Here is a 12,947-nt window from a genome sequence, read left to right as displayed (position 1 = left end):
GTGTGGCGGGGGGGGGGGGGGCGGGGGGGGGGGCCCCCCCCGGGGCCGGGGGGGGGGGGGGCGGGGGGGGGGGGGGGGGGGGGGGGGGGGGGGGGCCCCCCCCCCCCCCCCGACCCCGGGGCCGACGGATCGGTCCCGCCGCGACCCCCACGGAAGGGCACCCCATGCCTCGCGCCATCCCCCGCCTCCGCCTCGTCCTCGCCGGCGGCCTGGCCGCCGCCGCCGTCAGCGCCTCCGCGCTCGGCTCCGCGCCCGGCGCCTTCGCCTCCGCCGGCCCGGCCGCACCGGCGCCGGCCAGCGTCCGGCCCTCGGCCGGCGCCGACGGCCTCACCGACCTGCTGCTCCTCGCGCGCCAGCTGCCGATCGTCGGCGGCACCCCCGGCGTCGGCTCGCTGCTGGACCTGAGCCGGCCGGTCTGGAACCTGCCGGGCGTCACCACCACCGTCCAGTGGGTGCGCGACGGCGTCCCGATCCCCGGCGCGAGCGGCTGGTCGTACCTGCCCACCGCCGACGACGCCGGACACGTCGTGCAGGCCGTCGTCACCGGCAAGGTCCTCGGCCTCCTGCCGGTCGACCTGATCACCAGCGCGCTGCCGATCCCCGCCCTCGGCGGCGGTGGCGTGACGACGCTGCTCAGCGCCCTGCAGCCGCCGTCGCTGGCCGGACCGGGCGGCGGGCTCGGCGGCGTCGAGGTCGGCGCCGTGCTGCGGCTGCTCGACCCGGTGTGGAGCCTTCCGGGCGTCAGCACCGCCTACCAGTGGTTCGTCGACGGATCGGCGGTGCTCGGCGCGACCGGCGCGACCTTCGTGCCCCCGCTGGAGGCGGCCGGCAAGCAGGTCTACGCCCTGGTCACCGGCACCCTGGCGGGCCTGCCGGTGGTCTCGACGCTCACCGACACCGTGACGCTGCCGGCGCTGCCCGGTGCGCGCGCCGTCCAGGCCACCTCGGCGCCGACGCTCAGCGACCCGGTGAAGGTCGGCACCGTCGTCACCACCACCGCGCCCACCTGGGACCAGCCCGGCACGACCACCACGTACCAGTGGCTGCGCGACGGGGCCCCGATCGACGGCGCCACCGGACGCGCCTACACCCCGACCCCGACCGACCTCGGCCGGCGGCTCAGCGTGCTGGCCACCGGCTCGGCCGACGGCTACGCCCCGAGCACGGTCGAGAGCACGAACCCGGCCACCGTGCAGCTGGGCGACGCGCCGCGCGCCACCCGGCAGCCCCGCATCGACGGCATCGCGCGCCGCGGCTCGACGCTCACCGGCGACGCCGGGGCCTGGGGCTCCGGCGAGCCGCCGACCTTCGGCTACGTCTGGACGCGCGGCGGCACCCCGATCGAGGGCGCGACCTCGCCGACCTACGCCGTCGGCACGGCCGACCTCGGACGTCCGGTCGCGCTGCGGGTCAGCGTCACCCGCACCGGGCACCGCACCGCCACCTTCACCACCTCCTCGCTGACCGTGGCGCGGGCCGCCTCCCGCACCCTGGTGCGGGTCGTGCGCACCCAGGCCGGCTCGCGCCGGGCCGTGCTGGCCGTGCGGCTGCGGGCCGACGGCGTGCGTCCGAGCGGCGTCGTCCGGCTCTACGACGGGCAGCGCCGGATCGGCTCGGTGCGGATCGCCGGCTCGAAGAGGGTCACGCTGCCGCGGCTGCGCGCGGGCGCCCACCGCGTGCGGGCGGTCTACGTCGGCTCCACGCCGGTGCGCGGCTCGGCGTCACCCTCGGTGCGCCTGGTCGTTGACTGAGCAGATCCCTCAGGTCCTCCCCGATCCTGTGAGGCCCGTCCGCTCCGGCGGACGGGCCTCGACCTCTGTCCGGACGCCCGGCGCCCGGCGTCCGGCTCAGGCCTCGATCGCGACGGCGCGCCGCTTCGAGACGATCACCGCGACCGCGATGACCGCGACGGCGAGCAGGGCGATGACGAGGCGCAGCGCGTCGTTCTGGTCCTGGCCGACCGAGAGCGAGACGACCGCGCTCGCGATCAGCAGCGAGACGAGGTTCATCACCTTGATCAGCGGGTTGATGGCCGGGCCGGCGGTGTCCTTGAACGGGTCGCCGACGGTGTCGCCGATGACCGTCGCGGCGTGCGCGTCCGAGCCCTTGCCGCCGTGGTGCCCGTCCTCGACGAGCTTCTTCGCGTTGTCCCAGGCGCCGCCGGCGTTGGCGAGGAAGACCGCCATCAGCGTGCCCGTGCCGATGGCGCCGGCCAGGAAGCCCGCCAGGGCCGTGGCGCCGAGGCCGAACCCGACAGCGATCGGCGCGAGCACCGCGAGGATGCCCGGCGTCACGAGCTCGCGCAGGGAGTCGCGGGTGACGATGTCGACGACGCGGCCGTACTCGGGGCGTCCGGTGCCCTCCATGATGCCGGGGATCTCGCGGAACTGCCGGCGCACCTCCATGACGACCGCGCCGGCCGCGCGGCCGACGGCGTTGATGGCCAGCCCGGAGAAGAGGAAGACGACCGCCGCGCCGAGCAGCACGCCGACCAGCACCGCCGGGTCGAAGACGACGAACGACAGCCCCTCGTCCGGCCCGGGCCTCGCCTCCGCCAGCGCGTCGGCGATCGAGGTGGCGTAGGAGCCGAAGAGCGCGGTGGCCGCGAGCACCGCGGTGGCGATCGCGATGCCCTTGGTGATGGCCTTGGTGGTGTTGCCGACCGCGTCGAGCTCGGTGAGGATCCGCGCGCCCTCCTCGCCGACGTCGCCCGACATCTCCGCGACGCCCTGGGCGTTGTCGGAGACCGGGCCGAAGGTGTCCATCGCGACGATGACGCCGACCGTCGTCAGCAGGCCGCAGCCGGCGAGCGCCACCGCGAACAGCGACACCGTCAGGGACGCCCCGCCGAGCAGGTAGGCGCCGAAGACCGCGGCGCCGATCACCAGCGTCGTGTAGACCGCCGACTCGAAGCCGACGGCCAGCCCCGAGAGGATCACCGTCGCCGCGCCGGTGAGGCTGGTGCGCCCGACGTCCTGCACCGGACGGAACTCGGTGCCGGTGAAGTAGCCGGTGAGCGCCAGGATGCCCGCGGCCATGACGATGCCGATGACGACGGCCACCGCCGCGATCATCCGCGGGTCGCCGTCGGTGCCGCTGAGCGCGAGGTCGACGCCGGCGAGCTCGCTGAAGCTGCCCGGCAGGTAGACCAGGCACAGCACCACCGAGGCGAGCGCCGCGATGCCCGCGGAGAGGTAGAAGGAGCGGTTGATCGTCGTCAGCCCGTTCTCGCCGGCCCGCGGACGCGTGAGGTAGACGCCGGCCACGGCGGTCAGCGCGCCGATCGCCGGGACGAGGAGGGGGAGGACGAGGCCCTTGTCGCCGAAGGCCTGCGAGCCGAGGATCAGCGCCGCCACGAGCGTCACGGCGTAGGACTCGAACAGGTCGGCGGCCATGCCGGCGCAGTCGCCCACGTTGTCGCCGACGTTGTCGGCGATGGTCGCGGCGTTGCGCGGGTCGTCCTCGGGGATGTTCTGCTCGACCTTGCCGACGAGGTCGGCGCCGACGTCGGCGGCCTTGGTGAAGATGCCGCCGCCCACGCGCATGAACATCGCCAGCAGCGCGGCGCCGAAGCCGAAGCCCTCGAGCACCTTCGGCGCCTCGTCCTGGAAGGCCAGCACGACGACGCTCGCACCCAGCAGCCCCAGGCCGACGGTGAGCATGCCGACCGTCGCGCCGGTGCGCAGGCCGATCGTCATCGCGACATCGCGGCCGCGCTCGTTGGCCGCGGCCGCCACGCGCAGGTTGGCGCGCACCGCCAGGGACATGCCGAGGTAGCCCACCGCCGCGGAGAAGCCGGCGCCGACGAGGAAGAAGACCGAGCGGAAGACCCGGACCGTCAGGTCGTCGGCCGGCAGCACCAGCAGCGCGAAGAACGCGACGCCGGCGAAGACCGCCAGCGTGCGGAACTGGCGCTGCAGGTAGGCGTCGGCGCCCTCCTGCACCGCCTGGGCGATGGTGCGCATCCGCTCGGTGCCCTCACCGGCGGCCAGCACCTCGCGGCGGAAGACCACCGCCATCCCCAGGGCGGCGACGGCGATCGCCGCCACCACCACGACGAGGGCCAGATCGCCCCCCGACACCTCCACGACCGCGGGTTCGATGCCCGTCATGCGTCCTCCTCCTGCGCTGCGTGCGGGAGGCCTGGGTCGCCGAGGCGTCGGGCGGGCCCGACCCAGAATGTGATCCAGGTCTCATGGATGCGCCGGAGTCTACGCACGCCCGCACTCGCATAGGCACGTCGATGTGACGCGCGTCACATCGAAGGCGCGGTCAACCGACTCCCTTGGCGGACGGGAGGGGGAGGGTCCGGCTCAGCCGGCGAGGGCCGCGTCGGCGGACGCGTGGATGACGAAGACCTTCGCGAGGCCGGTGATGCGGAAGATCTTCAGCAGGCGGTCCTGGGTGCACACCAGGTGGAGGGAGCCCTGGTGGGCCCGGACCTTCTTCAGGCCGCCGACCAGCACGCCGAGACCGGTGGAGTCGAGGAACTCGACGGCCTCCATGTCGATGACCAGGTCGTAGGAGCCGGCCGCGACCAGCTCGGTGATCTTGTCGCGCAGCTTGGGGGCCGTGTAGACGTCGATCTCGCCTCCGACCGACACGATGGTCTTCCCATCGACGTCGCGCGTCGTCAAGGTGAGGTCCACGGCTCCTCCTCGTTCGCCGGCACCGGCGACGTCCGCGCTCCCAGGGCTCGGACCGCCCGCGGCCCCGACGCGTGCCGACTGATCCGGGACGAGGCCAGGTGACATCAAACCATGTGCGGCGCCGCTCGGCAGCACGCGCCCTCAGACCGGTCCTCAGCAGCCCTCCTGGTCGCCGCGATGTCGGTGCCCCTTGCCAGACTCGGTGCCGTGCCGCCGTCCTCTCCGCCCGACCTGCTCGCCTCGCTGGCGCGGCACCGCGAGGAGCGGCTCACCCATGTGGAGCAGGTGCCCGCGCGCGAGGGGCGTCGCGCCACGTGGCCTGACTGGGTGGCCGCCGACGTCACCGCCGCGTTCGCCGGCCGCGGCATCGGCTCGCTGTGGGAGCACCAGCGGACGGCGGCCGACGCCGCTCGCGCCGGACGCCACGTGGTCGTCGCCACCGGCACGGCGTCCGGCAAGTCGCTGGCCTACCAGCTGCCCGCGCTCACGGCGATCCGCGAGGCCCGGGGCGCCCGCGGCCAGCGGGGCGCGTCCGTGCTCTATCTCGCGCCGACGAAGGCGCTGGCCCACGACCAGCTCACGGGACTGCAGGCGCTCGGCCTCGACGTGCGGCTGACCACCTGCGACGGCGACTCCGGACGCGACCAGCGCGACTGGGCGCGCGAGCACGGCGAGTACGTGCTCACCAACCCCGACATGCTGCACCGCTCGGTGCTGCCGCAGCACGAGCGGTGGGGTCGCTTCCTCGGCGCGCTGCGCTACGTGGTCGTCGACGAGGCGCACCACTACCGGGGCGTGTTCGGGGCGCACGTGGCGCACGTGCTGCGGCGCCTGCGCCGGGTGTGCGCCCTGCACGGGGCGCAGCCGACCTTCGTGCTCGCCTCGGCCACGATCGCCGAGCCGGCCCGCACCGCGTCGCTGCTCACCGGCCTGCCGGTCGAGGCGGTGGTCGACGACGCCTCGCCCCGAGGCCCGCTCACGCTCGGGCTCTGGGAGCCCCCGCTCACCGAGCGCACCGGCGTGAACGGCGCCCCCGTGCGTCGCTCGGCCGCGGCCGAGACCTCCGACCTGGTCGCCGACGCCGTCTCCGCCGGCTCGCGCTGCCTGGCCTTCGTGCGCTCCCGGCGCCAGGCCGAGCAGGTGGCCGGCACCGTCGCCGGCCTGCTCGAGGAGGTCGAGCCCGGGCTCGGACGCCGGGTCAGCGCGTACCGCGGCGGCTACCTGCCCGAGGAGCGGCGCGAGATCGAGGAGGCCCTGCGCACCGGCCGCCTGAGGGCGCTGGCCGCCACCAGCGCCCTCGAGCTCGGCATCGACGTCCACGGCCTGGACGCCGTGCTGCTGGCCGGGTTCCCCGGCACCCGGGCCGCGCTGTGGCAGCGCGTCGGTCGTGCCGGACGCGACGGCTCGGCCGCGACCGCCGTGCTCGTCGCCCGGGACGATCCGCTCGACACCTACCTCGTGCGTCACCCCGAGGCGCTGCTGGCGCGACCGGTCGAGGCCACGGTGTTCGACCCCGGCAACCCGCACGTGCTCGGCCCGCACCTGTGCGCGGCCGCCCAGGAGGCGCCGCTGACCCCCGACGACCTGCCGCTGTTCGGCGCCACCGCCCCCGACGTCGTCGCGGAGCTCGTCGCGCTCGGGCTGCTGCGACGGCGTCCGCGCGGGTGGTTCTGGACCCACAGCGGCTTCGCCGCCGACCTCGCCGACCTCCGCTCGGCCGGCGGACGTCCCGTCCAGCTGGTCGAGGCCGGCACCGGACGCGTCGTCGGCACGGTCGACGGCGGCAGCGCCGACGCGAGCGTGCACGACGGCGCGGTCTACGTGCACCGGGGCGAGACCTGGGTGGTGGAGCACCTCGACCTCGACGACCACGTCGCGGTGCTGCGGCGCGAGGAGGTCGACCACACCACCTCGGCCCGGTCGGTCACCGACATCCGCATCGTCGAGGAGCGCGAGCACCGGTGGTGGGGCCCGTGCCGCCTCTCGGTCGGGGAGGTCGACGTCTCCACCCAGGTGGTCGGCTACCTCGTGCGCGACGCCCGCAGCGGCGACGTCGTCGCCGAGGAGCCGCTCGACCTGCCGGTGCGCACCCTGCGCACCACCGGCGTGTGGTGGCAGGTGCCGGAGGCGGTGCTGGCGGAGGCGGGCCTCGACGCGCTGGAGCCGGACGAGCTCGCCGGCGCGGCGCACGCCGCCGAGCACTGCTCGATCGGCCTGCTCCCCCTCTTCGCCACCTGCGACCGCTGGGACATCGGCGGCGTCTCCACCGTGCTGCACCCCGACACCGGCACGCTCACCGTCTTCGTCCACGACGGCCATCCGGGCGGCGCCGGGTTCGCCGAGCGCGGCTACCGCACCGCGGAGGCCTGGCTGCGCGCGACCCGCGAGGCCATCGGCTCGTGCGAGTGCGAGTCCGGCTGCCCCTCGTGCGTGCAGTCGCCCAAGTGCGGCAACCAGAACAACCCGCTCGACAAGGCCGGTGCGGCCCGGCTGCTCGACGTGCTGCTGGCCGGGGCGCCGCGGCCCGACGTCACCGGCTGACGGTCAGCGGCGTCTCCGCGCGGCCCGCTCCCGGGTCAGCCATGCTCCGACGTCTTGGGCCGACGCATCGATCGTCGAGGGGATCACGACGGCCGGGCGTTGGAAGCGTGCCGTGATCACGTCGGTGAGGCGCGTCAGGTGCCCGGAGCGCCCCGCGGTCGTGAGACGGGACGGTGCGATCTCGAGCACCACGGACGACGTCACGGAGCGGCGCTCACCGCCGAGGACCTCGACCCCGACGAGCTCGTCCCAGCTCAGCACGACCGGATGCCGCCGTCCGACGGTCACGCCGGTGGGCTCCACCAGCAGGCCGGGCCCCTTCCCCGTGGCGAAGTCGACGTGCGGCCAGAGGCACACCGCCATCACCGCGAGGACGGCGAGCATCGCCAGCGCCAGGACCAGACCGAACGTCGAGGCGTCGGCGAGGCCGACCGCCGCGATGCCCGCGAGGATGGCCGACCCCGGCAGCACCCGGACGCAGACCTTCCCGATCCCGCGTCGGCTGCGCCCGATCTCGACGCGACCGCGTCGCTGCAGCTCCTGGGCCCAGCGGCTCACCTCGGAGGCGTCGACCGAGTGGTCCGGCAGGACCGTCGCCGGACGTCGCAGGTGCAGGGCGGCCAGCGCGGCGACGAGGACCGAGCCGATCCCCCACACGGGCACCGACCGGACGGCTCACCGCGGTCCCGCCCGGGCGCGGGCAAGGAGGTCGACGGCGCGCGCCAGCCACCCGCCGCCGCCGACCTCGACCTCGACGAGGACGTCGGGGCCGTCGTGGCGGCAGGCGCGGAGCCGGGCTCCGTTCCGGTCGGCGACGCGGGACGCCTCGGCGCACTCCCCCGACGACGCCCCCGCCAGGGCGGCCAGGTCGGCGGCGGCCTGCGCGCGCCGGTGATCGACCATCAGCGACGCGGCCTCCCCGAGCGCGAGCCCCACGACCAGCAGCACGCCGGCCAGGGCGACGACCAGCACGGTCGCCGCCCCGGCGTCGTCACGGCGTCGCACCGGCGGTCTCGACCACGGCGGTGGCCTCGGCCTGCACGCGCGCCGGCGGGAGCAGGCGGTCGAGGAGGCCTCCTGGCAGGGGCACGGCACCGGTGACGCGGGCGGTGACGTCGTCGCCGCCGCGCGACAGCACCACCTGGGCATCGGAGGGAGCGACCCGGCGACCGGCGTCGATCGCGACGGCGTCGGTGTCGCCCCGCGCGGCCAGGCGCGCGGTCTCCCGTGCGGCGTCGACGGCCCGCACCTGCGCGGCCCCCACGGCGAGCAGCCAGCACAGCGCCGCGGTGAGCAGGACCAGCAGGGGGAGCACCATGACGGTCTCCGCGGTCACGGCACCGCGCTCACCGCGCGGAAGGGAGGGGCGACGCCGACGGCCACCGGTCATCCGACCCCCAGGAGGGACAGGACGTGATCGAACAGGCTGGTGATCAGCCGCTCGCCGAGGCCGCCGGTGAGCAGCGTGTAGAGCAGGCCGGCGAGGCCGGCGCCGGCAGCCGTGCCGACGGCGTACTCGGCCGTGGTGATGCCGGCGTCGCCCCGGCGGCTGCGGGACGGACGGCGACGAACGGGGGACGTGGGGTCAGACATGGGGTGGGACATGGGATCTCCGAGAGGTGTGGGTGGGACGGAATCGACGGATGTTCGAGCGGGTGGCTGGGCTGGACGACGGAGCCCACGGAGGCGCTCGGGGACGGCGGGTCATCGGGTCACCGTGCCGAGCAGGCCGGCGACCAACGGGACGATCCCGAGCAGCAGGAACGCCGGCAGGAGGCACACGCCGAGCGGCACGGCCGCACGGACCCCGACGGTGCGGGCGTGCTGCTCGGCAGAGGCGCGGGCGTCCCGATCGAGGTCGTCGGCGAGGCGGGCCAGGACCAGCTGCACCGAGGCGCCGGACTCCGCCGCCCGGGAGAGCGCCCGCGCGAGCGGCGACCACACCGGGTCGGACTCGAGCGGACCCCACACCAGGGCCGGATCGGCACCGAGCGCGGCGCGGGCGAGCGCGGACTCCAGCCGTGCGGCGGCCGGACCGGGGAGCGCCCGGACGGCGACCTCGACCGCCGAGGGTGGCGCGAGCCCGGCGTCGACCGCCGTGCCGACGAGCGCGACGACCTGGGGCACCTCGGCGGCCTCGACCGCGAGGGCACGGCGCTGCGCAGCGCTGGGCCTGCGCGCGCGGCGACCGCCCACCACGACCCCGACGATCACCGCGAGCACCGCTCCGAGCGGGCCGCCGACCACCAGCAGCGCCAGCGCGCCGGATCCGAGGCCGACCACGATCGGCCCCCAGGCCGGGCCGCGCGAGCCCCGGTCGGGCTCCGGATCGACGGGTCGGGCGGTCCGAGCGCTCGGCGACGGGAGGGGGGTCGCTCGGCGTGGTGAGGCGAGCAGCACGGCGGCCACGAGGAGCGCACCGGCCGTCGCGGGCCCGGCGCCGCTCATGCCACGCCCCGGTGCTCGGCGTCGGCGGCGATCGACTCCAGCCAGCGGAGTCCGATCCCGGCGCAGGCGAGGCCGGCGACCAGGCACAGCAGGCCCGCGGTGCTGCCGAGCAGGAACGAGAGCGGACGGGCGCCGCTGCCCGACCCGATGCCCCACGCCGCCACCGGCAGCAGGGCGACCAGGCGGGCCGTCGCACGGGCGGAGGCGAGCTCGCCGGCGACGAGGGCGGACGTCGCGGCGTCCGCGCGCAGTCGCTGGGCGACCGCGTCGATCGCCGGCGCGAGAGCGGCGCCGCTGCGCCAGGACACCTCCCAGGCGGCGGCGACCGCCCGGAGCGCGCCGAGACCCGGCGTGAGCGCGACCTCGCGCCACGCCTCCGGGACATCGCCCCCGAGGTCGCAGGCCCGGGCGACGGGGGCGAGCATCGGCCAGCGGACGGCGATCGCCTCCAGCGCGAGCGCGGACGGGCGTCCGGAGGCGAGCTCGGCGGCCAGCGCCTCGCAGGCATCGCGCACCTGCGCCTGCCGTGCGGCCAGCCGTGCCCGTCGGCCTCGCGCCGCGAGCAGCGAGGTGGCCCCCCGCACGATCACGCCGGCGGCTCCGAGGAGCAGCAGCCCGCGGACGGCCGACCCCTGGGCGGCCGCGACCGCGACGAGCACGACGCAGGCCGCGGGGAGGATCGCGCGCCGGGCGGGGGCAGGGACGCTGGCGGCGAGCGGACGGCCTCGCGCGATCGTGGCCGTCGCGAGCGGCCTCGACGGGCCGAGCGCGAGGACGCCGCCGGCGAGCAGAGCGGCCACGAGGGCGGGGACGACCGGGACGGCAGCGCTCACGGGAGCCCCGGCGCAGGACGGGTCGGCAGGGTCAGCGGACGACGCAGGAGCCGGGCGAGGCGGTCGGCCCCGGGGCCGACGTCGGCCCGGAGGCCCTCCGCGCCCGGCTCGCAGCGGACGGCGGTGACGAGGCGTACGAGGCCGTCGGGGTCGCGTTCGGGCACCGCCACCTCGGCGAGGTGACGGCGTCCCGCGGCGTCGCGGGCGAGGTGGAGCACGACGTCGATGCCGGAGGCGAGCTGGCTGTGCGCCGCGGCGCGGTCGAGGCCCGCCGCCGCCGCGAGCGCCTCGATGCGGGCCGGGACGTCCGCAGCGGAGTTGGCGTGCACCGTGCCGCAGCCGCCCTCGTGGCCGGTGTTGAGCGCGGCCAGCAGCTCGACCACCTCGCCGCCACGCACCTCGCCGACGACCAGGCGGTCGGGACGCATCCGGAGCGCCTGGCGCACCAGCACGCGCAGCTCGACCGCGCCGGCGCCCTCGACGTTGGCCGGCCGCGACTCCAGCCCGACGACGTGCGGGTGCGCCGGGGCGAGCTCGGCGGAGTCCTCCACCAGGACGAGCCGCTCCGCGGGAGGCACCAGCCCGAGCAGGGTGGCGAGCATCGTGGTCTTGCCGGTGCCGGTGCCGCCGGTGACCAGGAAGGCCAGGCGCCGAGCCACCACGGCACGGAGCAGGTCGGCGAGGTCCGTCGACAGCGCTCGCAGGGAGACGAGCGCCTCGAGGTCGAGCGCGCGTCGTGCCGGCACGCGCAGGGAGATCAGGGTGCCGGGGCGGGCCAGCGGCGCGAGCACCGCGTGCAGGCGGGTGCCGTCGGGCAGGCGCGCGTCGACGTGCGGGCTGGCGTCGTCGAGGCGGCGGCCCGCGGTCGCGGCCAGCCGCTGGGCGAGGCGTCGGACGGCGGCCTCGTCGGGGAAGGCGAGGTCGAGGCGCTCCAGACCCGCGCCTCGGTCGACGTAGACGCCCTCGACGCCGTTGACCAGCACGTCGGTGACGTCGGGCAGGCGCAGCAGCGGCTCGAGGGGACCGGCGCCGACGGAGTCGCGGACCAGGAGGGCGTGCACCGCCAGCACCGAGGCGTCGCCCACCGGGCGACCGCTCGATCGGAGCGCCTCGGCCACCCGATGCGGGGTGAGCGGCCCGGGGACGCGGGCCAGTGCCTCGCGCACCCGCTCGACGTCCGCCGCCAGGTCGTGGTCGGGGGCCGGGTCGACTGGGCCCACCTGGCGCACCGGGCCCACCGGGGAGGCCGGGGAGGCCGGGGAGGCCGGGGAGCCGGGGGCGGCCCTCATGCGACGGCCCCGAGCATCGCGACCCGCTCGACCAGGCGGGCGGCGGCGCGACCGAGCGGACCCCGCGGGTTCCGGACCGGCCCGTGACCCAGGTCGATCGCCTCCGCGAGGCCGCGCTGCGGCGCCATCGCCACCGCCAGCGGCACCCCGACCGCGCGGACGCAGGCCTCCGCGGCGGCGTCGTCGCCCCGGACGACCAGGCGGAGCCGCTCCGGCTCGGCGGCCGTGTGGCACCAGCGGGCCGCCGCGGCGATGCCGGTGAGGGTCGGGATCGTCACCACGAGGACGACGTCGCACCGGGCCTGGGCCTCGACCACCGGGTCGGGCGCGCCGTCGGCGCCGCCGGCCACGGCACGCGGCAGGTCGAGGACGACGTGCCGATGACCACGCACGGCGGCGGCGAGCACCTCGCGGGCCGGCGAGGCCGCGATCGGCTCGGCAGCGCCGGCGGCCCAGGTGAGCACGCCGAGATCACCCCGTCGCGGCACGGCGTCACGCAGGGAGCGACCGGCGAGACGGCCGCTGGTGCGGGCGAGATCGGCCCATCGGACGCCGTCGCGCTCCTCCAGGCCGAGGACGCGGTCGAGCCCGGGACCCAGCGGATCGAGGTCGACCGCGAGCGTCGGGCCCAGGCCGGCGGCGCGCTGGGCGAGCGCCGCGGCGAGCGTGGTCGCACCTGCGCCGCCGCTGCCCGCGACCACGCCCACGACCCGCGCGGGCGGTGCGCCGCGCTCGTCCAGGTCGCCGAGCACCTCGGCGAGCCACGCGGAGCACCGTGGGAGGTCGGAGACGCTCTGCGCGCCGATCTCGACCGCGGATCGGAACAGGTGCTCGGGGACGCCGTCGTGGCACAGCACGTGCACGGACTCGCGTCGCCGGAGGCCCAACGGCACGAGCTCGCCGGCGAGGTCGCCGCCGACGAGGACCAGCGTCGCGCGGCTCCACAGTCGCACGGCCTCGGGGAGCGAGGCGCTGACGTGGACCCGCACCCCGGCCGCCGCGGCGAGGCGGACGACGTCGTCGGTGAGCGCGGGATCGTGGGTGAGCAGCAGCGGCGTGCCCGAGGGGCTGCCCGAGAGCGCGGCGGGAGCGGTGGTCATGGGGCCACGCTCGTCGTCCGCGGCGCTCGCCGACAGGGGCGCGCGGCGATCTGGGGACGAGCGCGTCGAACGCCACGCCTGTGGACG

At 76.8% G+C, this 12,947-nt stretch carries 12 protein-coding genes; 2 read left to right on the top strand and 10 right to left on the bottom strand.

The features are described 5' to 3' along the window. Positions 1-164 precede the first annotated feature (164 nt). Positions 165-1,751 (top strand): hypothetical protein, encoded by a 1,587-nt coding sequence (locus tag K8Z61_RS17840; protein ID WP_224131566.1) that lies wholly within the window; start codon positions 165-167, stop codon positions 1,749-1,751. A 96-nt stretch (positions 1,752-1,847) separates the two neighbouring features. On the opposite strand, the gene K8Z61_RS17835 is transcribed toward K8Z61_RS17840, so the two are convergent. Next, a complete protein-coding gene (locus K8Z61_RS17835; protein WP_224131565.1) occupies positions 1,848-4,112 on the bottom strand; it encodes a sodium-translocating pyrophosphatase in 2,265 nt (754 codons plus the stop codon). A 201-nt stretch (positions 4,113-4,313) separates the two neighbouring features. Next, complete coding sequence (locus tag K8Z61_RS17830) at positions 4,314-4,649, bottom strand: STAS domain-containing protein (protein ID WP_224131564.1); 336 nt, start codon at positions 4,647-4,649, stop codon at positions 4,314-4,316. Positions 4,650-4,856: 207 nt separating this feature from the next. Between K8Z61_RS17830 and K8Z61_RS17825 the strand changes: the two genes are divergently transcribed. Beyond that, positions 4,857-7,190 (top strand): DEAD/DEAH box helicase, encoded by a 2,334-nt coding sequence (locus K8Z61_RS17825; protein ID WP_308116799.1) that lies wholly within the window; start codon positions 4,857-4,859, stop codon positions 7,188-7,190. 3 nt (positions 7,191-7,193) lie between these two features. Here the strand turns inward: K8Z61_RS17825 and K8Z61_RS17820 are convergent, their stop codons facing one another. The 8 genes from K8Z61_RS17820 to ssd form a co-directional block, all read right to left on the bottom strand. Further along, entirely contained in the window at positions 7,194-7,853 is a 660-nt protein-coding gene (locus K8Z61_RS17820) for a hypothetical protein (protein WP_224131561.1), read from the bottom strand. Positions 7,854-7,865: 12 nt separating this feature from the next. Then, on the bottom strand, positions 7,866-8,195 hold the full coding sequence (locus K8Z61_RS17815) for an Rv3654c family TadE-like protein (protein WP_224131560.1): 330 nt from the start codon (positions 8,193-8,195) through the stop codon (positions 7,866-7,868). Next, entirely contained in the window at positions 8,182-8,526 is a 345-nt protein-coding gene (locus K8Z61_RS17810) for a TadE family type IV pilus minor pilin (RefSeq protein WP_308116798.1), read from the bottom strand. The genes K8Z61_RS17815 and K8Z61_RS17810 overlap by 14 nt, the downstream gene beginning before the upstream one ends. Before the next feature lie 50 nt (positions 8,527-8,576). Continuing rightward, complete coding sequence (locus K8Z61_RS17805) at positions 8,577-8,783, bottom strand: DUF4244 domain-containing protein (RefSeq protein WP_224131556.1); 207 nt, start codon at positions 8,781-8,783, stop codon at positions 8,577-8,579. A 111-nt stretch (positions 8,784-8,894) separates the two neighbouring features. Further along, complete coding sequence (locus K8Z61_RS17800; protein WP_224131554.1) at positions 8,895-9,473, bottom strand: type II secretion system F family protein; 579 nt, start codon at positions 9,471-9,473, stop codon at positions 8,895-8,897. Between the two features lie 161 nt (positions 9,474-9,634). Beyond that, positions 9,635-10,471, bottom strand: coding sequence for a type II secretion system F family protein (locus tag K8Z61_RS17795; protein WP_224131552.1), 837 nt, complete (start codon positions 10,469-10,471; stop codon positions 9,635-9,637). Beyond that, positions 10,468-11,760 carry a TadA family conjugal transfer-associated ATPase gene (locus tag K8Z61_RS17790; protein ID WP_224131550.1) on the bottom strand — a complete coding sequence of 431 codons (1,293 nt, stop codon included), beginning with the start codon at positions 11,758-11,760 and terminating at the stop codon, positions 10,468-10,470. Before K8Z61_RS17790 ends, K8Z61_RS17795 begins: the two co-directional genes overlap by 4 nt. Further along, a complete protein-coding gene (gene ssd, locus K8Z61_RS17785; RefSeq protein ID WP_224131548.1) occupies positions 11,757-12,860 on the bottom strand; it encodes a septum site-determining protein Ssd in 1,104 nt (367 codons plus the stop codon). The genes K8Z61_RS17790 and ssd overlap by 4 nt, the downstream gene beginning before the upstream one ends. Positions 12,861-12,947 lie beyond the last annotated feature (87 nt).

This window comes from Nocardioides sp. TRM66260-LWL, assembly GCF_020075545.1.
In the GTDB taxonomy this organism is placed as follows: domain Bacteria; phylum Actinomycetota; class Actinomycetes; order Propionibacteriales; family Nocardioidaceae; genus Nocardioides.
The sequence above is the reverse complement of the archived record's forward strand: the minus strand, read 5'-3'. Positions and strand labels throughout refer to the sequence as shown.